The sequence below is a fragment of the Stenotrophomonas geniculata ATCC 19374 = JCM 13324 genome (assembly GCF_001431625.1).
Taxonomy (GTDB): Bacteria; Pseudomonadota; Gammaproteobacteria; order Xanthomonadales; family Xanthomonadaceae; genus Stenotrophomonas; species Stenotrophomonas geniculata.
This window is the reverse complement of sequence record NZ_LLXT01000158.1, coordinates 17495-41067: the sequence shown is the minus strand read 5'-3', so window position 1 is coordinate 41067 and position 23573 is coordinate 17495. Positions and strand designations below refer to the sequence as shown.

Below are 23573 nucleotides of genomic sequence, written 5' to 3'. Positions count from 1 at the left end.
TTTGGGGGACCGCCGTAAACCCACCATGGGGGGCTGGGTCGCCGCTTCCTGGTGTGCGCAACCCGGCGCACACGGCAAGACGGGGGTGGGGCGCCCGCCCCACCCCCCCCGAGCCATGCCTCGGCCCCATGCGGCTGACACCCCCGCAACCGGACCCACCCCGCCTTCGACAGGTTCCCGCCGCTGTTGGTCGGCACGGGGTCGGATCCGTTTTCCAAAGGAAAACGCCTCTGACCCCGTGTTTGAACCGTTGGCGGAAACATTCCGTTGTCGGAACGTAACGTGGCGTTGCCGCTGGCGGGTGTACGCTGCGTCCATGATGGCCACGACAGTCGGGCAACAGCAGTTGGTGGCGGCACGTGCCGCTTTTGCCGAGGGCGATGCGGGTTCACTGGGCGTGTTGCCGCTCCCACTGCAGCAGTCATGGCTGCGTTCACGCGCGGCAGGCCTGTTGCCCGGGCAGGAGCCGGACTACCGTCCGTTGCTCGGCGATGGCCGGCATCTTTCCGATCCCGGCGACCGCCGGCTGGCGCGCTGCGTGCGGCCGGAGCTGGAACAGTTGTGGGCCGCCTTTGGTGGGCGTGGCTGGACGATGTTCTGCGCCAATCGCGAAGGCGTGGTGATCGCGCAACAGGCCCATGGCCTGGAAGATGCGCCCCTGCTGCGACCGATCCAGGTCGGTCGGCGACTGGGGGAGACGGAGATCGGTACTACCGCCCCGGCGGTGAGCCTGGCTGACGATGTGCCGGCGCTGGTACGCGGCAACGAGCACTACCTGCAGCGCTTTGCGCCGGTGTTCTGCCTCAGCGAGCCGCTGCATGATCTTGAGGGGCAGGTATGCGGGGTGATCGATATCACCGGCCTGGGTGAGCGCGATCCCTCGTTGCTGCAGGGCTACTTCCGGCAGGCCGCGCTGGCCAGCGAGAACCGGTTGTTCCACGCGCTTGCCGACGTGCACCTGCTGGCGCTGCAGCATGATCCGCGCTGGCTGGCGTCGCCATTGCAGGGGCTGCTGGCGGTGCAGGAGGATGGCCAGCTGCGCGCGGCCAACCGTGTTGCGCGGCGCCTGCTGGGCCTGCCGCGTCGGGGGCCATTGCCGTTGTTGAACCTGGAAAGCGTGTTTGCCGGCGCCAGTGCCGCGCAGCGGCGGCGCCTGCTGCAACCCGGGGCGCCGCATCGGGTGCGGGTAGGCGAGGGCAGTGCGGTTTACCTGCAGCACCTGCAGGCGCCGCGCAAGGTCGCTGGCCGCAGCGCGCAAAGCCCTCCAGCGGCGACGATGAATACACCGCTGCTGCGTGATCAGCAGCGTGAAGCGGCGCGCCGTGCGGCGCAGGCGGCGGACGGCAATCTGAGCCTGGCCGCTCGCCAGCTGGGCATCTCGCGCACTACGCTGTACAAGCTGCTGCGCGGTTGACGTTGCAGTCCGCCGGGCCATGCCCGGCGGGCAGATCAATCGCGGAAATTGTTGAACTGCAGCGGCAGCTCGAACTTGCCTGCCTTGAGTACGGCAATGGCGTCCTGCAGGTCGTCGCGCTTCTTGCCCTGCACGCGCAGCTTGTCGCCGTTGATCTGGCTTTCGACCTTCAGCTTGGCTTCCTTCAGCGCGGCAGCGATCTTCTTGGCGATCTTCTGCTCGATGCCCTGCTTGACGGTGATCTTCTGCCGGGCCTGGGCCAGGTTGGTCTCGATGTCGCCGAACTCCAGGCTGAGCACATCGATACCGCGCGCGGCCAGGCGGGCACGCAGGATGTCGTTCATCTGCTTGAGCTGGAACTCGGTCGGCGCAGTCTGGTTGATGACATCGCCATCGCGCTCGAACTTGGCGTCCACGCCCTTGAAGTCGAAGCGGGTGGCCAGTTCGCGGTTGGCCTGGTCGATGGCGTTGGTCAGCTCGTGGGTGTCGACTTCGGACACGACGTCGAAGGAAGGCATGGGCGGGCTCCGCGGAATTCAGTGGCTGCCATTCTATCGCGGCGCCCATGCCCGGCGCCCGGCGGGGCGCGCGGTCGGCGATAATGGGCCATGAACGTGCAACGCTCCCCTTCGCGCGCGGTGGCCTGGATGGTCGCGGCGGTCGCCTGTTTCTCGCTGATGGACGCTGGCATGAAGCAGCTGTCGGCCAGCTATCCCACGCTGGAAGTGACTTTCCTGCGTGGTGCGGCCTCGTTGCCGTTCGTGCTGGTGTGGGTGCTGGTCAGCGCCGGCCCGCGCTCGCTGATCCCGCGCCGCTGGGGCCTGCACCTGCTGCGTGGCGGGCTGGGCATGGCGATGATCGGCTGCTTCGTGTTCGCCCTGCGCGACCTGCCGCTGTCCACCGCCTACACCATCTATTTCGTCGCCCCGTTGTTGATCGCTGCACTCTCGGTGCCGCTGCTCGGTGAACGGGTCGGGCCGCGGCGCTGGGTTGCCATCGGCATCGGCCTGGTGGGCGTGCTGGTGGTGCTGCGGCCGGGCGTGGATGGCTTCATCTCGGTACCGGGGCTGATGGTGCTTGCTGCGGCCACCGCCTATGCCGTGGCAGCGATCACGGTCAGCCTGCTGACCCGCACCGATACCTCGCAGTCGATGGTGGTCTGGTTCCTGGTGATCATGGCCATCGGTGCCGGGCTGCTGTCCATTCCCGGTTGGGTGCCGCTGCAGCTGGCACATGCCCCGCTGATCGCCGGCATGGGACTGGCCGGGGCACTGGGCCAGATCGCCCTGACCAAGGCCTTCCAGCTGGGCGAGGCCTCGATGATCGCGCCGCTGGAGTACAGCGGGCTGGTCTGGGTGATTGGCTGGGACCTGGCCTTCTGGGGCCAGCTGCCTGATGGCTATACCTGGGTGGGCGCGGCGATCATCGTGGCTTCGGGGCTGTACCTGCTGCACCGCGAGCGGGTGAACCGGCAGGAGCCGCCGAAGCCGCTGGATCACCCCTGAGCCGGTTGGGCCAGGATCCGACCCCGGGGTCGGGTCCCCGCAGGGGCCCTAACCCCAGCCAATGCGTCGGCGCGGGCGACTTAGAACCAAAAGGAATAACATTCTGGCCCATGGCGCGGGCGCGCGACCGCCTGCGCTGGTAGGCTGCACGCCCCCTTCCGTCACCCAGCCGGTGAGCCACGCCCGTGATCGAGTTCCAGCGCCTGCACAAATCCTATGCCGTTGCCGGCCGCGAAGTCAGCGCGCTGCAACCGTTGGACCTGACCATCGAGGCCGGTGAGGTCTTCGGCATCATCGGCCATTCCGGCGCCGGCAAGTCGACCCTGATCCGCATGATCAACCGCCTGGAAGAGCCCAGCGGTGGTCGCCTGCTGATCGGTGGCGAGGATGTCACCGCACTGGATGCGGACGGCCTGCGCGCACTGCGCCGGCGCATCGGCATGATCTTCCAGCACTTCAACCTGCTGTCCTCGCGCACGGTGGCCGGCAATGTCGCCTTCCCGCTGGAGCTGGCCGGCACGCCGAAGGCGGAGATCGACGCGCGCGTGGCCGAGTTGCTGCAGACCGTGGGCCTGGAGGCGCACGCGCAGAAGTACCCGGCGCAGCTGTCCGGTGGCCAGAAGCAGCGCGTCGGCATCGCCCGCGCGCTGGCGACCCGCCCGCAGATCCTGCTGTGCGATGAGGCGACCAGTGCGCTCGACCCGCAGACCACGGCCTCGGTGCTGTCGCTGCTGTCGAAGATCAATCGCGAGCTGGGCCTGACCATCGTGCTGATCACCCACGAGATGGATGTGATCCGCCGTGTGTGCGACCGCGTGGCCGTGCTCGACGCCGGCCAGATGGTCGAGACCGGGCCGGTCACCCGCGTGTTCCTGCACCCGCAGCACCCGACCACGCGCCGTTTCGTCAGTGAATCGGAGCATGTGGACGAGGGCGCGCTGCACCGCGATTTCGACGTGGTCGGCGGCCGCATCGTGCGCCTGACCTTCCTCGGCGGCGACACCTACGAACCCCTGCTTGGCAGCGTCGCGCGCCAGACCGGGGTCGACTACAACATCCTGTCCGGCCGTATCGACCGGATCAAGGACACCCCGTATGGCCAGCTGGTGGTCGCCCTGGTGGGCGGCGACCAGTCCGCCGCGCAGGCCGCGTTCGTGGCCGCCGGCGTGCATGTTGAGGAGCTGCGTCGATGATCATCGCTACTGCCGGCGGCTTCTTCCGTCACCTGGATGCGGGCAAGTGGGCCGACATCGGCCAGGCCACCATCGACACCCTGCTGATGCTGCTCGGTTCGCTGCCGCTTACCCTGGCCATCGGCCTGCCCCTGGGCGTGCTGCTGTATCTGTTCGGCGCGCCGCAGATGAAGCGCCGGCCGTTCGCCTATGGCGTGCTGGCGCTGGTGGTGAACCTGCTGCGCTCGGTGCCTTTCATCATCCTGATGATCGTGCTGATTCCGGTCACGCTGTTCCTGATGGGGACGTCGCTGGGTGTACGCGGTGCGATCGTGCCGCTGGTGATCGGTGCTGCACCGTTCTATGCGCGCCTGGTCGAGACCGCGCTGCGTGAAGTCGACCGGGGCGTGATCGAGGCGACCCAGGCGATGGGTGCCACCACCTGGCAGCTGGTCACCCGCGTGCTGCTGCCCGAAGCGCGCCCCGGCCTGATTGCCGGTGCGACGGTCACCACGGTAGCGCTGATTGGTTTCACCGCGATGGGCGGTGCGATCGGCTCCGGTGGCCTTGGCGACCTGGCCTTCCGCGACGGCTACCAGCGCTCGCACACCGATGTGGCCCTGGTCACCGTGGTCCTGCTGCTGATCCTGGTGCAGCTGCTGCAGATGCTCGGCGACCGCCTGGTCGCGCACTACAGCCGCAGATAACAGAATGCCGGGCGGCGCCCGGCATCTCGTTCGGGTAGTGCCGGCCGCTGGCCGGCAATCCCACGTGCGATCAACGCACGTTCGGCACTTCGTAGCCCAGCTTCCCGACCTGTTCCGGGTGCTGCGGTACGCGCTTGAGCTTGTCGGTGTTCACGCCGTACTCGTCGCGCAGGCGTTCGGCCAGCTCCTTGTACAGCGCCTTGTCCATGTCCGGCGTGCGCGAGAAGATCCAGGCCATCTCACGGCCGGGGTAGCCGATCAGCGCCCACGAGTAATCCGGCGCCACTTCCAGCACCCGCGAATGGGTCGGCACGACGCGGTAGAACCAGGTGCGCCAGCCGTGGTTGCCGCTGTCCGGGTCGACGCTGGCGCGGGCACGCACTTCCTGCAGCGGTTCGCCGAAGCCATCACGGTAGCGGTAGGTGATGCCGACCTTGTGCGCGTCGCGCAGCTCGTACTCGTTGACGCTGGCGACATGGCCACGTTCGATGAAGTTCGGCACGCGGCCGATCACATACCAGGTGCCCATGAAGCGCTTCAGGTCGATCGGTGCGTCCAGGGCAGCTGCACCAGAGGCACTGGTACGGGGCGACGGCGGCTCACTGGCGGCCACGGCGGGGCCGGCCAGGGAAAGGGCCAGCAGCGCGGCGCAGAGCGGGCGGATCGAAGTCATGCGGGAGCGGGCTCCAGTGGGCTTGCACGCGCATGGTCGACTGTGTGCACGCGATCCGTCAATGGTGTCGCAACCTGTGAGAAGGGCCTTGCCCAAACTGTGTTGCATTGTCCACCGGAGAAGCCCCATGTACGCACGTTCCGTTCGCCGCCCTGCAACTGAACGCGTCATCATTGAACGCGCCGATCCACGCCTGCTGCGCAGCGTGCAGCAGGTGGCGCTGGCCGGCCTGGCACTGGTGCTGGTCTGGCCAGCCGCGCGCGGCAGCAACGCCTGGCTGGGCTGGCTGCCGATGTGGCTGGTGGGCATGCCGCTGGTGGCCTGGTGGGCGTTGCTGCGCTTCCCGCTGCCTGGACTGTCGTGGCTGCGGCTGGCCCGGCGTACCGGTGGACAGGCCCGTCGCCGGACCGGCGGCACGACCCGTGGCCGGCGCAGCCCCGCGGCCACGGCCTGACCTTCGACACGGGGGAGACCGCGACATTCCGTGCTAGCGTTCCAAGGCTTATGACTGCCTGGAGCTGCAATGTCACGACTCGCTTCCGCCTGCCTGCTGGCCGGCATGATGACCGCTGCCTCGGTGGGGACCGCCGTGGCCGCTGAAGACACCGACCGTTACGCTTGGCTCGAAGACGTCACCGGCGACAAGCCGCTGACCTGGGTCAAGGAACAGAACGCCAAGTCCGAGGCGCGCCTGGCGCAGACCCCGGCCTTCAAGCAGATGGAGACCAGCATCCGCGAGGTGCTCGACTCCGATGCCAAGATTCCCGGCGTGCAGAAGATCGGCGACTACTACTACAACTTCTGGAAGGACCAGCAGCACGAGCGTGGCCTGTGGCGCCGCACCACCCTGGCCGAGTACCGCAAGGCCTCGCCGCAGTGGGAAACCGTGCTTGACCTGGATGCGTTGAACAAGGCCGAAGGCGAGAACTGGGTCTGGCACGGTGCTGACTGCCTGCGTCCGGACTACAGCCGCTGCCTCATCGCGCTGTCGCGCGGTGGCGCCGACGCCGATGTCACCCGCGAATTCGACCTGTCCAACAAGAGCTGGATCAAGGACGGCTTCTTCCGTCCGGAGTCGAAGGGCGGCCTCAGCTGGATCGATCGCGATACGGTGTTCGTCTACACCGACTTCGGTGCCGGTTCGATGACCACCTCCGGCTACCCGCGCGTGGCCAAGCTGTGGAAGCGCGGCACGCCGATGGCCTCGGCCACGGCCGTGTACGAAGGCAAGCCGGAAGACATGTACATCGCGGCGATGCACGATGACACCCCGGGCTTCGAGCGCAACCTGGTCAGCCGCACCCTGGCCTTCTACAACAACGAGATCTACCTGCGCGGCGACGACGGCACGCTGACCAAGATTGATGCGCCGAACTCGGCCGAGAAGGGCCTGCACAAGCAGTGGCTGACCCTGGAGTTGCGCGACCCGTGGACCGTGGGCGGCAAGACCTATGCCTCCGGTTCGCTGCTGGCCACCAAGCTGGATGACTTCCTGGCGGGCAAGCGCGACTTCGAGGTGCTGTTCACCCCGACCGCGACCACCTCGCTGGCCAGCGCCACCTGGACCAAGAGCCATCTGGTGCTGAACGTGCTGGATGACGTCAAGAACCGCCTGTCGGTGCTGACCCCGGGCGCCGATGGTTGGCAGACCAGCCGCTTCGTCGGCGCGCCGGCCTTTGGCACGCTGGGCGTGGCCGCGGTGGACAGCAACGACAGCGACGCGGTGTGGCTGACCGCTACCGACTACCTGACCCCGACCACGCTGGCACTGGCCGAGATCGGCCAGGCGCCGGAAACGCTGAAGACCATGCCGGCCTTCTTTGATGCCAAGGGCAAGGTGATCGAGCAGCACTTCGCCACCAGCAAGGACGGCACCCGCGTGCCGTACTTCGTGGTGCACGACAAGGCGATGAAGCTGGATGGCTCCAACCCGACCCTGCTGTACGGCTACGGTGGTTTCGAGATCTCACTGACCCCGAACTACTCCGGTGGCATGGGCCGCGCCTGGCTGGAGAAGGGCGGCGTGTACGTGGTCGCCAACATCCGTGGTGGTGGCGAGTACGGCCCGCGCTGGCACCAGGCAGCGCTGAAGCAGAACCGTCACAAGGCCTATGAAGACATGGCCGCGGTGGCGCGCGATCTGGTCAAGCGCAAGATCACCAGCGCCAAGCACCTGGGCGTGCAGGGCGGCAGCAACGGTGGCCTGCTGACCGGCAACATGCTGACCCAGTACCCGGAACTGTTCGGTGCGGTGGTGGTGCAGGTGCCGCTGCTGGACATGAAGCGCTACAGCCATCTGCTGGCCGGTGCCTCGTGGATGGCCGAGTACGGCAACCCGGATACCAGCGACTGGGAGTTCATCAAGACCTTCTCGCCGTACCACCTGTTCAACGCGAAGAAGAACTACCCGCCGGTGCTGTTCACCACCTCCACCCGCGATGATCGCGTGCATCCGGGCCACGCCCGCAAGATGGCGGCGAAGATGATCGACGCCGGCAAGGACGTGACCTACTACGAGAACATCGAAGGTGGCCACGGCGGTGCAGCCAACAACGCGCAGGCCGCACACATGTCGGCGCTGGCCTACAGCTTCCTGTGGGAACGCCTCGGCGGTAAGTGACGGAATGAAAAACGCCGCCTTCGGGCGGCGTTTTTCGTTGGGTCCGCGTATCCACGTGGCGTGGAGCCAGTAGATCCACGCCATGCGTGGATGCTGTTCGCGCAGGGCGATCAGGTGCCCCAGCTCTTCAACCCACGCGCGATCCGCGCCACCGCCTCCTGCAACCGCGGCACTTCCTGCGTATAGGCCAACCGCACATGCTGGTTGGCGCGATGGAAGCCGAAATCCAGCCCGGGGGTGAATGCCACGTGCTCGGTTTCCAGGAAGTGCGCGCAGAACGCCTGCGCGTCGTCGGTGAATGCGCTCACATCGGCGTACAGGTAGAACGCACCCTGCGGCTCGACTTCGATGCGGAAGCCCAGTTCGCGCAGTGCAGGCAGCAGGAAATCGCGGCGCTGGCGGAACGCCTCGCGGCGTTGCTCGAAGATCGCCATCGATTCCTCGCTGAAACAGGCGAGGGCGGCATGCTGAGCGATGCTCGACGCGCTGATGTACAGGTTCTGTGCCAGCTTCTCCAGATCGGGCACGGCCGCCGGCGGTGCCACCAGCCAGCCCAGCCGCCAGCCGGTCATGCCGAAGTACTTGGAAAAACTGTTCAGCACGAACGCGCTGTCATCCACCTGCAGCACGCTGGGCGCATCCAGGCCGTAGGTCAGGCCGTGATAGATCTCGTCCACCACCAGGTGGCCGCCCCGCGCGTGCAGGGTCTGCGACAGGGCTGACAGTTCGTCGGCGGAAAGCACGGTGCCGGTCGGGTTGGCCGGCGAGGCGACCAGCGCGCCGACGCTGTCGGCGTTCCAGTGTTGTTCCACCAGCGATGGAGTCAGCTGGTAGGCGGTTTCCGGCCCGACCGGCACCAGCTGCGCACCGCCTTCCACCAGGCGCAGGAAGTGGCGGTTGCACGGATAACCGGGGTCGGCCAGCAGCCAGTGGCGACCAGGATCGACCAGCAGGCTGCTGGCCAGCAGCAGCGCACCGGAGCCGCCGGGGGTGACCAGGATGCGTTCGGGATCGATGTCCAGCCCGTAGTGGCTGCGATAGAAACCACTGATGGCCTGGCGCAGGGCCGGCAGGCCACGTGCGGCGGTGTAGCGGGTATGGCCGGCGGCCAATGCGGCCTGGCCGGCACGCACGACCGGTTCGGCCGTGGTGAAGTCCGGTTCGCCGATTTCCAGGTGGATCACATCGTGGCCGGCCTGTTCCAGCGCCTGTGCGCGGGCCAGCAGCGACATCACGTGGAACGGAGCGATTTCATGGCTGCGCCGGCTGTAGCCCGGCGTGTGGGGCAGGGTACTCATCTGCCCATGGTACGCCGGTCGGCATGACCCATGACGATCCGCAGGGTTGCCGCATTGCAGGGATTGGGGTCAGATCCCTTTTCGGGAAAAGGGATCTGACCCCGCCGAAGACCATTGCATTGATGCGCCTGGAGCCTTATCTCATGAAATCCACTCTCTGCCTGTTGCTTGCGAGCCTGATGACCACGACCGCTACCGCCGCCACGCCGCCCGTTCCGCCGGATGCCGCCAAGCACCCGCATGTGGTCAAGGCGCCGTTCGGCGCGACCCGCAACGATGACTATTACTGGCTGCGCGACGACAAGCGCGAGAACAAGGACATGCTGGCCTACCTGCAGGCCGAGAATGCCTACGCTGACCAGCTGCTGGCACCGCTGAAGCCGCTGGAAGACACCCTGTACAAGGAGATCGTCGGCCGCATCAAGCAGGACGATTCCAGCGTGCCGGCGCGCGAGCGCGGCTACTGGTACTACAGCCGTTTCGAGACCGGCCAGGACTACCCCATCCACGCGCGCCGCAAGGGCAGCATGGACGCGGCCGAAGAGATCCTGCTGGACGTCAACACGATGGCCGCTGGCAAGGGCTACTTCAGCGTCGGCTCGATGGAGGTCAGCCAGGACAACCAGCTGCTGGCCTGGGCCGATGATGATGTGGGCCGCCGCCAGTACACGATCCGCTTCAAGGACCTGGCCACCGGCAAGGTGTTGCCCGATGTGATCACCGGCAGCTCCGGCGACTTGGTCTGGGCCGACGACAACCGCACCGTGCTGTATGTCGAGAACGATCCGGAAACACTGCTGACCGTGCGCGTGAAGAAGCACGTGCTGGGTACCCCGGCCAGCGCCGACACCGTCGTCTACGAAGAGAAGGACGACAGCTTCTACATGGGCATCGGCCGCACCCGCGACGATCGCTTCATCACCATCGGCGTGCACAGCACCGTGTCCTCGGAAGAGCGCTATGCACCCGCCAGCGACCCGACCACCTTCACCGTACTGGCCCCGCGCCAGCGCGATGTCGAGTACGACGCCGATCACTACGACGGCCGCTGGGTGATCCGTACCAACGATGGTGCGAAGAACTTCAAGCTGGTCACCGCACCGACCGATGCGACCTCGCGCGTGCAGTGGAAGGACTGGATCGCGCATGACGATGCGGTGTTCATCGAAGGCTTCGAACTGTTCGACGGCTACACCGCCATCGCCGAACGTTCCGAAGGCCTGGAACGCATCCGCCTGCTGTTCAAGGACGGTCGCAGCGACTACGTGAAGGCCGACGAGCCGGCGTACTCGATGGGCCTGGGCGACAACACCGAGGCCGATACGCCGTGGCTGCGCTACGTCTACACCTCGATGACCACCCCGACCACGGTGTTCGAACTGAACACCGCCACCGGCGAGCGCCGCCAGCTGAAGGTGCAGCCGGTGATCGGCTATGACGCCTCGAAGTACGAAACCGATCGCGTCTGGATCACCGCGCGCGATGGCGTGAAGGTGCCGGTGTCGCTGGTCTACCGCAAGGGCTACCAGAAGGATGGCAAGGGCGCGCTGTTCCAGTACGCCTATGGCAGCTACGGCATGTCGATGGACCCGTACTTCAACCAGACCGCGGTGAGCCTGCTCGACCGCGGCGTGGTGTATGCCATCGCCCACATCCGCGGTGGCCAGGAAATGGGCCGCGACTGGTACGAGAACGGCAAGCTGCTGCACAAGCAGAACACCTTCAACGACTTCATCGACGTCACCCGAGGGCTGGTGGCACAGGGCTGGGCGGCGAAGGATCGCGTCGCCGCATCCGGCGGCAGTGCCGGTGGCCTGCTGATGGGCGCGGTGGCCAACCAGGCCCCGCAGGATTACCGGGTGATGGTGGCGCAGGTGCCGTTCGTCGATGTGGTCACCACCATGCTCGACCCGACCATTCCGCTGACCACCAACGAGTACGACGAGTGGGGCAACCCGGAACAGAAGCCGTACTACGACTACATGCTGTCCTACTCGCCCTATGACAACGTGAAGCAGCAGGCCTATCCGGCGCTGTTCGTGGGCACCGGCCTGTGGGATTCGCAGGTGCAGTACTGGGAACCGGCGAAGTGGGTAGCCAAGCTGCGTGACGACAACACTGGCCCCTACCCGATCCTGTTCCGCACCAACATGGAAGCCGGCCACGGCGGCAAGTCGGGGCGCTTCCAGCGTTACCGCGAGCTGTCCGAGTCGTATGCGTTCGTGCTGCAGCAGTTGGGCATCGCCCAGCCGTGATGGCGACAGGGTGCCGGGCACTGCCTGGCACCCTGAACCGGTATCCTTGCGGCCATGAGCGCGCCAGATCCTTCCGCCCCTCGCAACGCCACCGCGCCACCGCGCGTGGTGCGTTTCCGCTGGGCGTGGTGGCTGCTGGCGTACGTCAGCCTCGGTACCGGCATCGTCGGGATCTTCGTGCCGGGCCTGCCGACCACCGTATTCATCCTGATCTCGGCGTGGGCCGCCTCGCGCGGCTCCGAGCGCCTGCACAGCTGGCTGCTGCAGCATCCACGCTTTGGCCCGGCCATCGCCAACTGGCAGGCGCATGGTGCAGTCAGCCGCTACGGCAAGTGGATGGCCACGATCACCATGGCGGTATGCGCCGGCATCATGCTGTGGTGCGTGCCGATCGCCTGGGTGAAGTGGTTCTCGATCGGCAGCATGACCGTGGTGGCGATCTGGCTGTGGACCCGGCCGCTGCCGCCGCCCGCGGATTGAACCCCTGCGGTGGTGCCGGCCGCTGGCCGGCAACCCGATCCCCTGCACCAACCGCTCAGCCGCCAGTGGCTATACTCGGGGCATGAAGACCCCCCATCGAAACGCCATCCTGATTCCGCTGGCAGCGGCTTCGCTGCTGTTCCTCGCCGCCTGCGGCAACAAGGGCCCGCTGGTACTGCCGCAGAAGCCGGTGCCGGTGGAAGAAACCGTCGAACCGGTTGCCGAGCCCGCGACCGAAGCGACCCCGACCGAGACCCAGGGCAGCGGCACGCCGGCCACGACCGTGGACCCGGCTGCACCGACCACCCAACCGGCGCCTGCGCCTGCGAAGAAGGTGGGCGGCGGGAATGAGTAAGGCCGGTTCCAAGGCGCTGCGCTTCAGCAAGATGCATGGCGCGGGCAATGATTTCGTAGTGATCGACCTGCGTGACGGCACTGCGCCGCCCACGCCTGAACTGGCCGCGCGCCTGGCCGACCGCCACACCGGCGTCGGCTGCGATCAGATCCTGACCATCGAAGCACCGCGCGCGGAAGGCTCGGTGGCGTCCTACCGCATCTGGAATGCCGACGGTTCCAACTCCGAGCAGTGCGGCAACGGCGCGCGCTGCATCGCGGCCTGGCTGGTGCGCGAGGGCAGTGCGCAGGGCGGTGCATTCGTCATCGACAGCCCGTTGGCCAGCCACGAAGTGAAGATGCTGGGCGAGGGCCAGTTCGCGGTGACCATGGGGGTGCCTGCGTTCGAGCCGGCCAACGTGCCGCTGATGGGCTTCGCCCACGCGCGCGAGGAATACCTGCTGCCGCTGCAGGGCGAGAGCGTCCGCTTTGCTGCGGTATCGATGGGCAATCCGCATGCGGTGATTGAAGTGGGCCTGATCGATGCCGCACCGGTCGAGCGCGTTGGTTCGCTGCTGCAGCAGCATGCGTCTTTCCCGCGCTCGGTGAACGTGGGCTTCGTACAGGTGATGGGCCCGGCGCATGCGCGTCTGCGTGTGAATGAGCGCGGCGTCGGTGAAACCCTGGCCTGTGGCAGCGGTGCCTGTGCCGCTGCGGTGACCCTGATGCAGCGTGGCCGCCTGCAGCGTGACGCGCGCATCAGCCTGCCCGGTGGTGACCTGCGCATCCAGTGGCCAGGCGATGGCCAGCCGGTGGTGATGGCCGGCCCGACCGCATTCGTCTTCGAAGGGGAGTGGATCGCATGACCGAAACCGTCGACAAGCTCGGGGCCCATGAAGTCGCTGCCTGGTTGCGGCGTCATCCGGGCTTCCTCAAGCAGTTCCCGGACCTGGCCCTGACCCTGGTGGTGCCGCGTGATGACGGTCCGACCGCGTCGCTGGCCAGCTACCAGCTGGAAGTGCTGCGCGAGAAGAACCGCGAGCTGGCACGACGGTTGGCCGATCTGGGCGCAACCGCCCAGATCAATGAACGCCTGGCAGTGCGCACGCATCAGCTGACCCTGGCGCTGATGAAGCAGGACAACGCCGCCGATACCCTGCGTGCTATGGCTGCCTCGCTGCAGGAAGATTTCGCCGGCGACCTGGTACGGCTGGTGGTGCACAGGCCGGTGGCCGGGCTGGAGCAGGCCGACTGGCTGCAGGTGATCGCCGCCGATGATCCGCAGCTGGGCCCGTTCCGCGACTGCCTGAAGGATGGCGAGCCGATCTGCGGCCGCCTGCAGCCGGAAAAGAATGCCGTGCTGTATGGCGTGCGCAGCGAGGAAGTGCAGACCACCGCACTGCTGCCGCTACCGGGCATGGGCCTGATTGCGGTCGGAAGCCACGACCCGAACCGCTTCTATCCGGGCATGGGCACGCTGTTCCTGCGCATGATGGGCGATGCGCTGGTCACCGGCCTGAAGCGCTTCCCGGGCTGAGCAGGACACGACGATGAGCGCGGTACAGGCCTTCCTGCAGCACCTGCAGGTGGAACGGCGGATGTCGGCGCATACGCTTGATGCCTACCGCCGCGACCTGGATGCGCTGTCGGTCTGGGCCGAGCCACGTGGTGTAGCGGTGGAGGCGCTTGATGCTGACGCGGTGCGCCAGTTCGTCGCCGACGAGCATCGCCGCGGCCTGTCGGCCAAGAGCCTGCAGCGCCGCTTGTCGGCCTGCCGCAGCTTCTATGCCTGGCTGCTCAAGCACGGGCGCATCGAGGTCAGTCCGGCGGCGACGCTGAAGGCGCCGCGTGCGCCGCGCCGGTTGCCGCAGGTGCTTGACGCCGACGAAGCCGTGCAGCTGGTCGAGCTGGAACCGGAAGGCGAGCTGGGCCGCCGTGATCGCGCGCTGCTGGAACTGTTCTATTCCTCCGGCCTGCGCCTGAGCGAAGTCTGCGCGCTGACCTGGCGCGATCTGGATTTCGACAGCGGCCTGGTCAGCGTGCTGGGCAAGGGCAATCGCCAGCGGCGGGTGCCGTTCGGCAGGCCTGCGCGCGAAGCACTGCAGGCGTGGCGCGCGGAAAGTGGCGGTGGACCGGCCTCGCCGGTATTTCCCGGCCGCAACGGGCCGATCAGCCAACGCGCGGTGCAGATCCGCATCCGCCAGCTGGCGCAGCGCCAGGGCCTGTTCAAGCACGTGCACCCGCACATGCTGCGGCACAGCTTCGCCAGCCATATCCTGGAATCATCCGGTGACCTGCGTGGCGTGCAGGAGCTGCTCGGCCATGCCGACATCGCTACCACCCAGATCTACACCCACCTCGACTTCCAGCATCTGGCCAAGGTCTACGACGCCGCGCATCCGCGCGCCAAGCGCCGCAACAAGGGCGACACGGCTGAATAGCCCGCCCTTGATCTGGATCAGGGCAGGGCGGGCGCTACCGGCGCATCGTGGCCGCAGGCCACGAAGAACCCGCCACCATGGCGAAGCCCATTCCGCTGCATCCCAGGCATCCCGAGCGCATCTGCTGGGGCTGCGACCGCTACTGCGCAGCTGACGCACTGGCCTGCGGCAATGGTTCCGGCCGCACCCAGCATCCCATCGAGACGCAGGGCGAAGACTGGTATATCGCCTGGGGCATCGAGCCCAATCCGGATCGGCCTTCGCAAGCCAAGCGCTGAACGGCAGCCATCCGCACAGGCTTGATCGCACCCGGCGCTGTCCCCATGTCCCGGGAACAGCTATCGGAGGCCGCATGGACCCCAGTCAGAATCCCAACGTTTTCCACGCCACCACCATCGTCTGCGTCCGTCGCGGCGAGCACGTGGCCATTGCCGGCGACGGCCAGGTCACGCTGGGCCACACCGTGATGAAGGGCAATGCGCGCAAGGTGCGCCGCCTCGGTCGTGACGGCCAGGTGCTGGCCGGCTTCGCCGGTGCCGCCGCCGATGCCTTCACCCTGTTCGAGCTGTTCGAGGCCAAGCTGGAAAAGCACGGCCAGCTGCAGCGCGCTGCGGTCGAACTGGCCAAGGATTGGCGCACCGAGCGCCGCCTGGGCAAGCTCGAGGCCCTGCTGGCAGTGGCCGACAAGGAAACCTCGCTGATCATCAGCGGCACCGGCGATGTGATCGAACCGGAGGACGGCATCATCGCCATCGGTTCCGGCGGTTCCTATGCGCTGTCGGCCGCGCGCGCGCTGATGGCGCACACCGAACTGGATGCGCGCACCATCGCCAGCGAAGCCATTGGCATTGCCGGCGACATCTGCATCTACACCAACCGCAACGTGGTGGTCGAGGAGCTGTAACGCCTCCCGATCCGCCGGGCATGGCCCGGCGCTACCGACAACGAATCCGTGAGCACATCCATGTCGAAGATCGAAGTTTCCTCCGCCACCATGACCCCGCGCGAGATCGTGCAGGAACTGGACCGGCATATCGTGGGCCAGCACGACGCCAAGCGCGCCGTGGCCATCGCCCTGCGCAACCGCTGGCGCCGCATGCAGCTGGTGCCGGAGCTGCGCAATGAAGTGATGCCGAAGAACATCCTGATGATCGGCCCGACCGGCGTCGGCAAGACCGAAATCGCGCGCCGCCTGGCCACGCTGGCCAACGCGCCGTTCGTGAAGGTCGAAGCGACCCGCTTCACCGAAGTCGGCTACGTCGGCAAGGATGTCGAGCAGATCATCCGTGACCTGGCCGATACCGCAGTGAAGCTGTACCGCGAACAGGCCAAGGTGCGCGTGCGTACCCAGGCCGAAGAACGCGCAGAGGACCGCATCCTCGATGCGCTGCTGCCGCGCCGCAGCGGTGGCATCGGCTTCGATCCGGAAGTCGCCCGCAACGAACCGTCGGCGCAGGACAACGAGACCCGCATCAAGTTCCGCAAGATGCTTCGCAACGGTGAGCTGGACGAGCGCGAGATCGAGCTCGACCTGGCCGCCAATGTCAGCATGGACATCATGACCCCACCGGGCATGGAGGAAATGGGCCAGCAGCTGAAGTCGATGTTCGCCAACCTCGGCGGCGGCGCCAAGGCGCATAAGCGCACGCTGACCATCAAGGCCGCGCGTCCGCTGCTGGTGGAAGAAGAGGCCGGCAAGCTGGTCAACGAAGACGATATCCGCACCGCGGCGATCGAGGCCTGTGAGCAGCACGGCATCGTCTTCATCGACGAGATCGACAAGGTCGCCAAGCGTGGTGACAACGTGGGCGGTGGCGACGTGTCCCGCGAAGGCGTGCAGCGCGACCTGCTGCCGCTGGTGGAAGGCTCCAACGTGTCCACCAAGTACGGCACCATCAAAACCGACCACATCCTGTTCATCGCCTCCGGTGCGTTCCACCTGGCCAAGCCCAGCGATCTGATTCCGGAGCTGCAGGGTCGCTTCCCGATCCGCGTTGAACTGGGGGCGCTGAGCAAGAACGATTTCGTGCGCATCCTGACCGAGCCGAAGGCCGCGCTGACCAAGCAGTACGAAGCGCTGCTGGCCACCGAGGGCGTCAAGGTCAGCTTCACTGCCGACGCCATTGATCGTCTGGCCGAGATCGCCTTCCAGGTGAACGAGCGCCAGGAGAACATCGGTGCCCGCCGCCTGCATACCGTGCTGGAGCGCCTGCTGGATTCGCTCAGCTACGAGGCACCGGACCGCGACGGCGAAACCCTGGCCATCGACCGTGCTTATGTCGATGCACACCTGGGCGAGCTGGTGCAGGATCCGGACCTGAGCCGCTACATCCTGTAATGCCCGGCTCCGCAAAGCTATGGGGCCGCCGAAAGGCGGCCTTTTTGTTGGCGGTCAGTGCGGGTGCCGGGCGCGGTAGGCCTGCAGTACCTGGTCGATCACCGCACTGGTGCGCGCAGCGCTGATGCCGGTCGACGGTGAACAGCCGTTGCCACGCAGTTCGTCCACGAGGGAGGCGATCAACGGCTGCTGGACCGCTGGCGGGTTCGGGATATCGAACGCCTGCACGCCCGCTTCGGTCTCCAGAACCACCGGAACGTCCTCGAAGGTGGCAAAGCGCAGCTGCCCGCGGTCGCCGGTGATCTCGATCTCATCCTGGCGGCGGAAGGCGCAGAAGCTCCACTGCGCGATGCCATGCGCGCCCATTCCGGTGCGGAAGCACATCGAGACGCTGTCCTCGGCGGCGTAGGCGCCGGTCAACGAACTGGCCAGGCCACGCACATCGCTCAGCGGCCCCAGGAGATGGTCGAGCAGGTCCAGGGTATGCGAGCCCAGATCGACGAACAGCCCGCCGCCGGCGATCGCCGGATGGGTCCGCCAGAAGTCCGGCGAGGCGGCATTCGCCGAATGCGGCCGGTGCAGGGTGGCGCGCACACTGCGCGGCGTACCTATCGCGCCGCTGTCCAGCAGCTGTTTCACCTGTGCGAAGCGGGGCAGGGCGCGGCGGTAATAGGCCACGAACACCGGCACGCCGCGGCGTGCGCTGGCCTCCAGTACGCGTTCGCATTCGGCGTGATCCATGGCCATCGGCTTTTCGATGTAGACCGGCTTGCCCGCGGCGATCGCCTGCAGCGCGTACTGCATGTGCGTCGAGGGGGGCGTTGCGACGTACACCGCGTTCACTTCCGGATCGGCGATGAGCGCATCAGCGTCCGCGTACCAACGGGGAATGGCATGGCGCCTCGCGTAATCCTCGGCCAACGCCGCATTGCGGCGCATGACCGCTGCAACCCGTGATCCGGGTGCGCTGGCCAGGGCCGGGCCGCTCTTCTTCTCGGTGACACTGCCGCAGCCGATGAAGCCCCACACCACATTGTCCAGGATCATGGGTCTGTCCTCAGATGGGTACGGCGGTGGTGGCAGCAGCGCCGCTCACGCGTCCGGCAACGGCTCGGGCACCGTTCCGGGCACGAACACGCCATCCTTCACGTAGGCGGCCAGGGTCATGTCCAGCGCGAGCATGCCGTCGCGCTTGAGGTCCATCAGTTCCGGTTCGACCATCGCGCCGTGCAGCACGCCCAGTACGGTGGCGTGCAGCATGCGCGCGGCGATCTTCGGGTCCGCTCCTTCGCGCAGCTGGCCCAGGTCCCGGGCCCGGCGAAGCGCACGCTCCATCCGGTCCAGCGCATCGCGGAATCCGGCCTGCTGCATTTCGGTCAGCACCTTGGTGTCGGCCGAGGCATCGCTGCGCAGCATGATCTCCATGGTCTTGCGCAGGCGCTCATCCTCGGACAGCTCGATGAACGAGTGGATCATCACCGCGCGCAGGTCGTGTACCGGCGTGTCGCGCTGCTCGGTGGAGGTGCGTTCCAGTTCCTGCATGAAGGGCAGGTGCACCCGTTCAACGATCGCGGCCAGTACCTCGCTCTTGTTCTTGAAGTGCCAGTACACCGCGCCACGGGTATAGCCGGCGCGGGCGCCGATCATCTCCAGCGTGGTACGGGCCACGCCGTGTTCATGGAAACAGGCTTCGGCGGCGTCAAGGATGCCTTCCCGGGTTGCCTGGGTGTCCTCTTTGGTCTTGCGGGCCATGGATGGGTACGAGTGCGGGTGAAACGTGGCTGAATTGTACCTGTTTACAAACAAACACGCATGTATGTATATTTCCGTCCCATCATTCCCGCCGTGTGCGTGGCAGGCCGTTGCCGGCTGCTTCTCCCCGCCGGTGAGCGTTGCCTGCTGGCGCTTTCGGCCTGTATCAGCGCGTTTTGAGATTCCTTCCCCTGAGAGCCTTTCCGTCATGTTGCTGAGCCGAATCCGACCCATCGCGCTGTCGCTGGCCATCGCCGCGACCGTGGCTGCCTGCGGCGGCCAACCCCAGGCCCCCGAACAGGGCCCCGGTGACGTCACCGTGGTCACGCTGAAGTCCGAGACCGTGGGCCTGACCCGCGAACTGCCGGGCCGTACCAATGCCTTCCTGGTCGCCGAAGTGCGCCCGCAGGTCAATGGCATCGTCGCCAAGCGCCTGTTCACGGAAGGTGGCATGGTCAAGGCCGGCGAGCCGCTGTACCAGCTCGACGACGCCAGCTACCGCGCCCAGGCCAACAATGCCCGTGCCCAGCTGGCCCGCGCAGAAGCCACCGCCAATGCCGCCCGCCTGAGCGCCAAGCGCATCACCGAGCTGGCCAAGGTCGACGCGGTCAGCCAGCAGGATCTGGAAAACGCCGTGGCCGCGCAGAAGCAGGCCGAGGCCGACGTCGGCGCCGCCAAGGCATCGCTGGATGCGGCCAACGTCACCCTCGGCTACGCCCGTATCACCGCGCCGATCAGCGGCCGCATCGGCAAGTCCAGCGTCACCCAGGGTGCGCTGGTCAACGCCGGCCAGGCCAATGCGCTGGCCACCGTGCAGCAGCTGGATCCGATCTATGTCGACCTGACCCAGTCCTCGGCCGAGCTGCTGCAGCTGCGCCGCGAACTGGCCGCCGGCCGCCTGCAGGACAACCAGACGCTGCCGGTCAGCATCCTGATGGAAGACGGCAGCACCTTCGAGCACAAGGGCACGCTGGAGTTCTCCGAAGTCAGCGTCGATCCGGCCACCGGCAGCTTCGGCCTTCGCGTGAAGGTGGACAACCCGGACGGCCTGCTGATGCCGGGCATGTACGTGCGCGCAGTGATCGGCGGCGGCGTGCGCAGCGATGCGGTGCTGGTACCGATGGCCGGCATCGCCCGCGATCCGAAGGGTGACACCACGGCGATGGTGGTCGACAAGGACAACAAGGTCGAAGTGCGCCCGGTCAAGGTCAGCCGCACGGTTGGCGACAAGTGGCTGGTCGAGGACGGTCTGAAGGCCGGCGACAAGGTCATCGTCGAAGGCCTGCAGAAGATCGGCCCCGGCATGCCGGTCAAGGCCACCGAGAAGGGCGCTGCTCCGGCCAAGCCGGCAGCGGCCGCCCAGCCTGCCGCTCCGGCCGGCGACGCGAAGTAAGCGGAGAACCCCATGGCACGCTTTTTCATCGATCGACCCATCTTTGCATGGGTGATCGCCATCATCATCATGCTCGCCGGCGGCCTGGCCCTGTTCAAGCTGCCGGTCTCGATGTACCCCAACGTCGCACCGCCGGCGGTGGAAATCAGCGCCACCTACCCGGGTGCATCGGCCAAGGTGGTCGAGGACTCGGTGACGCAGATCATCGAGCAGAACATGAAGGGCCTTGATGGCCTGATCTACTTTTCCTCCAACAGCTCGTCCAACGGCCAGGCCACCATCACCCTGACCTTCGAGAGCGGCACCAACCCGGACATCGCCCAGGTGCAGGTGCAGAACAAGCTGCAGCTGGCCATGCCGCTGCTGCCGCAGGAAGTGCAGCGGCAGGGCATCAACGTGGCCAAGTCCAGCTCGGGCTTCCTGAACGTCATCGCGTTCGTGTCCGAGGACGGCAGCATGGACGCCAACGACATCGCCGACTACGTCGGTTCCAATGTCGTCGACCGCCTGAGCCGCGTGCCGGGCGTGGGCAACATCCAGGTGTTCGGTGGCAAGTACGCCATGCGCATCTGGCTGGACCCGAACAAGCTGCATACCTATGGCCTGTCGGTCGCCGAAGTGACCGCAGCGATCAAGGCACAGAACGCCCAGGTCGCCATCGGCCAGCTCGGCGGTGCGCCGTCGATCAAGGGCCAGCAGCTCAACGCCACCATCAACGCGCAGTCGCGCCTGCAGACCCCGGAACAGTTCCGCAACATCATCGTGCGCGGTGCGCAGGACGGTGCCGAGCTGCGCCTGGGTGATGTCGCCCGCGTCGAGCTGGGTGCGGAATCGTACGACTTCGTCACCCGCTACAACGGCCAGCCGGCCAGCGGCCTGGCGGTCACCCTGGCCACCGGCGCCAACGCGCTGGATACCGCCGCCGGCGTGGATGCCGCGCTGGAGGACATGAAGAGCTTCTTCCCGGCCGGGCTGAAAGCCGAGATCCCGTACGACACCACGCCGTTCGTGCGTGTGTCGATCAAGGGCGTCGTGCAGACCCTGATCGAAGCGATCGTGCTGGTGTTCGTGGTGATGTACCTGTTCCTGCAGAACTTCCGCGCCACCCTGATCCCGACCATCGCCGTGCCGGTGGTGCTGCTGGGTACCTTCGGCGTGCTGGCGATGCTGGGCTTCTCGGTGAACATGCTGACCATGTTCGCGATGGTGCTGGCGATCGGCCTGCTGGTGGACGATGCCATCGTGGTGGTGGAAAACGTCGAGCGCATCATGTCCGAAGAGGGACTGTCGCCGCTCGAGGCCACCCGCAAGTCGATGGGCCAGATCACCGGCGCACTGGTCGGCATCGGCCTGGTGCTGTCGGCAGTGTTCGTGCCGATGGCCTTCATGAGCGGTTCCACCGGCGTGATCTACCGCCAGTTCTCGGCCACGATCGTCTCGGCGATGGCATTGTCGGTACTGGTCGCGATCGTGCTGACCCCGGCGTTGTGCGCGACCATGCTCAAGCCGCTGAAGAAGGGCGAGCACCATGTTGCCCATCGCGGCCTGGCCGGTCGTTTATTCAACGGCTTCAACCGCGGTTTCGACCGCACCAGCGAAAGCTACCAGCGTGGCGTGCGCGGCATCATCCATCGTCCGTGGCGCTTCATGGGCATCGTTGCGGCGCTGTTCGTGCTGATGGGCGTGCTGTTCGTGCGCCTGCCCAGTTCGTTCCTGCCCAACGAAGACCAGGGCGTGCTGATGGCGCTGGTGCAGGCGCCGGTGGGTGCCACCCAGGAACGTACGCTGGAATCGATCGCGGCACTGGAAAACCACTTCCTGCAGAACGAGAAGGATGCGGTGGACTCGGTGTTCTCGGTGCAGGGCTTCAGCTTCGCCGGCATGGGCCAGAACGCGGGCATGGCGTTCGTCAAGCTGAAGGACTGGAGCGAGCGTGACGCCAACAATGGCGTGATGCCGATCACCGGTCGCGCGATGGCGGCCCTGGGCCAGATCAAGGATGCCTTCATCTTCGCCTTCCCGCCGCCGGCCATCCCGGAGCTGGGTACCGCTTCGGGCTACACCTTCTTCCTGAAGGACAACAGCGGCCAGGGCCACGAGGCACTGGTGGCCGCGCGCAACCAGCTGCTCGGCCTCGCCGCCGGCAGCAAGAAACTGGCCAACGTGCGCCCGAACGGCCAGGAAGACACGCCGCAGTTCCGCATCGACATCGATGCGGCCAAGGCGACCTCGCTGGGGCTGTCGATCGACCAGATCAACGGCACCCTGGCCGCCGCGTGGGGCAGTTCGTACATCGATGACTTCGTCGATCGCGGCCGCGTCAAGCGCGTGTTCGTGCAGGCTGACCAGCCGTTCCGCATGGTCCCGGAAGACTTCGACCTCTGGTCCGTGAAGAACGACAAGGGCGAGATGGTGCCGTTCAGCGCGTTCGCCACCAAGCACTGGGACTACGGCTCGCCGCGCCTGGAGCGCTACAACGGCGTGTCGGCAATGGAAATCCAGGGCGAACCGGCCCCGGGTGTGGCCTCCGGTGACGCCATGGCCGAGATCGAACAGTTGGCCAAGCAGCTGCCGGCGGGCTTCGGCATCGAGTGGACGGCGATGTCCTACCAGGAACGCCAGGCCGGCTCGCAGACGCCGCTGCTGTACACGCTGTCGCTGATGATCGTGTTCCTGTGCCTGGCCGCGATGTACGAAAGCTGGAGCGTGCCGACCGCGGTGCTGCTGGCGGCCCCGCTGGGTATCCTCGGCGCCGTGCTGGCCAACACCTTCAAGGGCCTGGAGCGCGACATCTACTTCCAGGTGGCGATGCTGACCACGGTGGGCCTGACCAGCAAGAACGCGATCCTGATCGTCGAGTTCGCCAAGGAGAACCTGGAGAAGGGCGCCAGCCTGATCGAGTCGATCATGCATGCCGTGCGCGACCGCTTGCGTCCGATCGTGATGACCTCGCTGGCCTTCGGCATGGGCGTGGTACCGCTGGCGGTCTCCACCGGTGCCGGTTCCGGCGCCAAGCAGGCGATCGGTACCGGCGTGCTCGGCGGCATGATCGTCGGCACCGTGCTCGGAGTGTTCTTCGTGCCGCTGTTCTTCGTGGTGGTGCAGCGCGTGTTCAAGCGCAAGACCGCCGAGTGATGAAATCCGGTAGCGCCGGGCCATGCCCGGCGGATGCCTCACCGCGTAGCCGCCGGG

22 protein-coding genes are annotated in these 23573 nt (G+C 66.7%); 17 read left to right on the top strand and 5 right to left on the bottom strand.

Annotation, left to right across the window (positions count from 1 at the left end; all coding sequences use genetic code 11):
- Positions 1 to 319: 319 nt before the first annotated feature.
- Complete coding sequence (locus ARC63_RS21400) at positions 320 to 1414, top strand: helix-turn-helix domain-containing protein (protein WP_231298678.1); 1095 nt, start codon at positions 320 to 322, stop codon at positions 1412 to 1414.
- 35 nt (positions 1415 to 1449) lie between these two features.
- Here ARC63_RS21400 and ARC63_RS21395 read toward each other — a convergent pair whose 3' ends face one another.
- Positions 1450 to 1932, bottom strand: a complete 483-nt coding sequence (locus ARC63_RS21395; RefSeq protein ID WP_010481366.1) for a YajQ family cyclic di-GMP-binding protein — start codon at positions 1930 to 1932, stop codon at positions 1450 to 1452.
- Between the two features lie 90 nt (positions 1933 to 2022).
- On the opposite strand from ARC63_RS21395, the gene ARC63_RS21390 reads away from it, so the two are divergent.
- The 3 genes from ARC63_RS21390 to ARC63_RS21380 all read left to right on the top strand — a co-directional run bounded on the left by ARC63_RS21390 (position 2023) and on the right by ARC63_RS21380 (position 4798).
- Positions 2023 to 2919 carry a DMT family transporter gene (locus ARC63_RS21390; RefSeq protein ID WP_010481368.1) on the top strand — a complete coding sequence of 299 codons (897 nt, stop codon included), beginning with the start codon at positions 2023 to 2025 and terminating at the stop codon, positions 2917 to 2919.
- A 185-nt stretch (positions 2920 to 3104) separates the two neighbouring features.
- Entirely contained in the window at positions 3105 to 4112 is a 1008-nt protein-coding gene (locus ARC63_RS21385; RefSeq protein ID WP_010481369.1) for a methionine ABC transporter ATP-binding protein, read from the top strand.
- Positions 4109 to 4798, top strand: a complete 690-nt coding sequence (locus ARC63_RS21380; protein ID WP_005411104.1) for a methionine ABC transporter permease — start codon at positions 4109 to 4111, stop codon at positions 4796 to 4798. Before ARC63_RS21385 ends, ARC63_RS21380 begins: the two co-directional genes overlap by 4 nt.
- 70 nt (positions 4799 to 4868) lie before the next feature.
- Here ARC63_RS21380 and ARC63_RS21375 read toward each other — a convergent pair whose 3' ends face one another.
- Complete coding sequence (locus ARC63_RS21375) at positions 4869 to 5471, bottom strand: lipocalin family protein (protein WP_010481371.1); 603 nt, start codon at positions 5469 to 5471, stop codon at positions 4869 to 4871.
- Between the two features lie 127 nt (positions 5472 to 5598).
- Between ARC63_RS21375 and ARC63_RS21370 the strand changes: the two genes are divergently transcribed.
- Together ARC63_RS21370 and ARC63_RS21365 are read left to right on the top strand one after the other, a co-directional pair.
- Positions 5599 to 5925: a hypothetical protein gene (locus tag ARC63_RS21370; protein ID WP_010481372.1), complete on the top strand. Its 327-nt coding sequence runs from the start codon at positions 5599 to 5601 to the stop codon at positions 5923 to 5925.
- A 69-nt stretch (positions 5926 to 5994) separates the two neighbouring features.
- Positions 5995 to 8091, top strand: coding sequence for a prolyl oligopeptidase family serine peptidase (locus ARC63_RS21365; RefSeq protein WP_010481373.1), 2097 nt, complete (start codon positions 5995 to 5997; stop codon positions 8089 to 8091).
- Between the two features lie 110 nt (positions 8092 to 8201).
- Here the strand turns inward: ARC63_RS21365 and ARC63_RS21360 are convergent, their stop codons facing one another.
- On the bottom strand, positions 8202 to 9389 hold the full coding sequence (locus ARC63_RS21360) for a pyridoxal phosphate-dependent aminotransferase (RefSeq protein WP_057504335.1): 1188 nt from the start codon (positions 9387 to 9389) through the stop codon (positions 8202 to 8204).
- 143 nt (positions 9390 to 9532) lie between these two features.
- Here ARC63_RS21360 and ARC63_RS21355 point away from each other — a divergent pair, with 143 nt between their 5' ends.
- The 9 genes from ARC63_RS21355 to hslU all read left to right on the top strand — a co-directional run bounded on the left by ARC63_RS21355 (position 9533) and on the right by hslU (position 17236).
- Positions 9533 to 11644 (top strand): S9 family peptidase, encoded by a 2112-nt coding sequence (locus ARC63_RS21355; protein WP_057504334.1) that lies wholly within the window; start codon positions 9533 to 9535, stop codon positions 11642 to 11644.
- A 54-nt stretch (positions 11645 to 11698) separates the two neighbouring features.
- Positions 11699 to 12124 (top strand): YbaN family protein, encoded by a 426-nt coding sequence (locus ARC63_RS21350; RefSeq protein ID WP_043401030.1) that lies wholly within the window; start codon positions 11699 to 11701, stop codon positions 12122 to 12124.
- Positions 12125 to 12206: 82 nt separating this feature from the next.
- A complete protein-coding gene (gene lptM, locus ARC63_RS21345) occupies positions 12207 to 12479 on the top strand; it encodes an LPS translocon maturation chaperone LptM (protein WP_019337667.1) in 273 nt (90 codons plus the stop codon).
- Positions 12472 to 13323, top strand: coding sequence for a diaminopimelate epimerase (dapF, locus tag ARC63_RS21340; protein WP_043401027.1), 852 nt, complete (start codon positions 12472 to 12474; stop codon positions 13321 to 13323). Before lptM ends, dapF begins: the two co-directional genes overlap by 8 nt.
- The gene (locus ARC63_RS21335) at positions 13320 to 13994 is read left to right on the top strand and encodes a DUF484 family protein (RefSeq protein ID WP_057504333.1); all 675 of its coding nucleotides are present in this window, start codon (positions 13320 to 13322) and stop codon (positions 13992 to 13994) included. Before dapF ends, ARC63_RS21335 begins: the two co-directional genes overlap by 4 nt.
- A 13-nt stretch (positions 13995 to 14007) precedes the next feature.
- On the top strand, positions 14008 to 14898 hold the full coding sequence (xerC, locus tag ARC63_RS21330) for a tyrosine recombinase XerC (RefSeq protein WP_049435918.1): 891 nt from the start codon (positions 14008 to 14010) through the stop codon (positions 14896 to 14898).
- Between the two features lie 77 nt (positions 14899 to 14975).
- The gene (locus tag ARC63_RS21325; RefSeq protein WP_010481389.1) at positions 14976 to 15176 is read left to right on the top strand and encodes a DUF3079 domain-containing protein; all 201 of its coding nucleotides are present in this window, start codon (positions 14976 to 14978) and stop codon (positions 15174 to 15176) included.
- Positions 15177 to 15250: 74 nt separating this feature from the next.
- Positions 15251 to 15802 carry an ATP-dependent protease subunit HslV gene (hslV, locus tag ARC63_RS21320; RefSeq protein ID WP_005411093.1) on the top strand — a complete coding sequence of 184 codons (552 nt, stop codon included), beginning with the start codon at positions 15251 to 15253 and terminating at the stop codon, positions 15800 to 15802.
- A gap of 60 nt (positions 15803 to 15862) precedes the next feature.
- The gene (gene hslU / locus ARC63_RS21315) at positions 15863 to 17236 is read left to right on the top strand and encodes an ATP-dependent protease ATPase subunit HslU (protein ID WP_010481393.1); all 1374 of its coding nucleotides are present in this window, start codon (positions 15863 to 15865) and stop codon (positions 17234 to 17236) included.
- Between the two features lie 54 nt (positions 17237 to 17290).
- On the opposite strand, the gene ARC63_RS21310 is transcribed toward hslU, so the two are convergent.
- Positions 17291 to 18283 carry a Gfo/Idh/MocA family protein gene (locus tag ARC63_RS21310; protein ID WP_019337672.1) on the bottom strand — a complete coding sequence of 331 codons (993 nt, stop codon included), beginning with the start codon at positions 18281 to 18283 and terminating at the stop codon, positions 17291 to 17293.
- 45 nt (positions 18284 to 18328) lie between these two features.
- Positions 18329 to 18988 (bottom strand): efflux transporter SmeDEF transcriptional repressor SmeT, encoded by a 660-nt coding sequence (gene smeT, locus ARC63_RS21305; protein WP_019337673.1) that lies wholly within the window; start codon positions 18986 to 18988, stop codon positions 18329 to 18331.
- 208 nt (positions 18989 to 19196) lie between these two features.
- On the opposite strand from smeT, the gene smeD reads away from it, so the two are divergent.
- The gene (gene smeD / locus ARC63_RS21300; RefSeq protein WP_057504332.1) at positions 19197 to 20381 is read left to right on the top strand and encodes a multidrug efflux RND transporter periplasmic adaptor subunit SmeD; all 1185 of its coding nucleotides are present in this window, start codon (positions 19197 to 19199) and stop codon (positions 20379 to 20381) included.
- A gap of 12 nt (positions 20382 to 20393) precedes the next feature.
- The gene (gene smeE / locus ARC63_RS21295; RefSeq protein ID WP_057504331.1) at positions 20394 to 23516 is read left to right on the top strand and encodes a multidrug efflux RND transporter permease subunit SmeE; all 3123 of its coding nucleotides are present in this window, start codon (positions 20394 to 20396) and stop codon (positions 23514 to 23516) included.
- The last annotated feature ends 57 nt before the right edge of the window (positions 23517 to 23573 follow it).

What these genes read in the sequence shown, in the direction of transcription:
- smeD (WP_057504332.1), top strand. Translation starts at nt 19,197, where the DNA reads ATGTTGCTGAGCCGAATCCGACCCATCGCGCTGTCGCTGGCCATCGCC.
- smeE (WP_057504331.1), top strand. Translation starts at nt 20,394, where the DNA reads ATGGCACGCTTTTTCATCGATCGACCCATCTTTGCATGGGTGATCGCC.
- ARC63_RS21365 (WP_010481373.1), top strand. Translation starts at nt 5,995, where the DNA reads ATGTCACGACTCGCTTCCGCCTGCCTGCTGGCCGGCATGATGACCGCT.
- ARC63_RS21325 (WP_010481389.1), top strand. Translation starts at nt 14,976, where the DNA reads ATGGCGAAGCCCATTCCGCTGCATCCCAGGCATCCCGAGCGCATCTGC.
- ARC63_RS21335 (WP_057504333.1), top strand. Translation starts at nt 13,320, where the DNA reads ATGACCGAAACCGTCGACAAGCTCGGGGCCCATGAAGTCGCTGCCTGG.
- ARC63_RS21360 (WP_057504335.1), bottom strand. Translation starts at nt 9,389, where the DNA reads ATGAGTACCCTGCCCCACACGCCGGGCTACAGCCGGCGCAGCCATGAA.
- ARC63_RS21375 (WP_010481371.1), bottom strand. Translation starts at nt 5,471, where the DNA reads ATGACTTCGATCCGCCCGCTCTGCGCCGCGCTGCTGGCCCTTTCCCTG.
- lptM (WP_019337667.1), top strand. Translation starts at nt 12,207, where the DNA reads ATGAAGACCCCCCATCGAAACGCCATCCTGATTCCGCTGGCAGCGGCT.
- smeT (WP_019337673.1), bottom strand. Translation starts at nt 18,988, where the DNA reads ATGGCCCGCAAGACCAAAGAGGACACCCAGGCAACCCGGGAAGGCATC.
- xerC (WP_049435918.1), top strand. Translation starts at nt 14,008, where the DNA reads ATGAGCGCGGTACAGGCCTTCCTGCAGCACCTGCAGGTGGAACGGCGG.
- ARC63_RS21350 (WP_043401030.1), top strand. Translation starts at nt 11,699, where the DNA reads ATGAGCGCGCCAGATCCTTCCGCCCCTCGCAACGCCACCGCGCCACCG.
- ARC63_RS21355 (WP_057504334.1), top strand. Translation starts at nt 9,533, where the DNA reads ATGAAATCCACTCTCTGCCTGTTGCTTGCGAGCCTGATGACCACGACC.
- ARC63_RS21400 (WP_231298678.1), top strand. Translation starts at nt 320, where the DNA reads ATGGCCACGACAGTCGGGCAACAGCAGTTGGTGGCGGCACGTGCCGCT.
- ARC63_RS21390 (WP_010481368.1), top strand. Translation starts at nt 2,023, where the DNA reads ATGAACGTGCAACGCTCCCCTTCGCGCGCGGTGGCCTGGATGGTCGCG.
- ARC63_RS21395 (WP_010481366.1), bottom strand. Translation starts at nt 1,932, where the DNA reads ATGCCTTCCTTCGACGTCGTGTCCGAAGTCGACACCCACGAGCTGACC.
- hslU (WP_010481393.1), top strand. Translation starts at nt 15,863, where the DNA reads ATGTCGAAGATCGAAGTTTCCTCCGCCACCATGACCCCGCGCGAGATC.
- ARC63_RS21380 (WP_005411104.1), top strand. Translation starts at nt 4,109, where the DNA reads ATGATCATCGCTACTGCCGGCGGCTTCTTCCGTCACCTGGATGCGGGC.
- hslV (WP_005411093.1), top strand. Translation starts at nt 15,251, where the DNA reads ATGGACCCCAGTCAGAATCCCAACGTTTTCCACGCCACCACCATCGTC.
- ARC63_RS21310 (WP_019337672.1), bottom strand. Translation starts at nt 18,283, where the DNA reads ATGATCCTGGACAATGTGGTGTGGGGCTTCATCGGCTGCGGCAGTGTC.
- dapF (WP_043401027.1), top strand. Translation starts at nt 12,472, where the DNA reads ATGAGTAAGGCCGGTTCCAAGGCGCTGCGCTTCAGCAAGATGCATGGC.
- ARC63_RS21370 (WP_010481372.1), top strand. Translation starts at nt 5,599, where the DNA reads ATGTACGCACGTTCCGTTCGCCGCCCTGCAACTGAACGCGTCATCATT.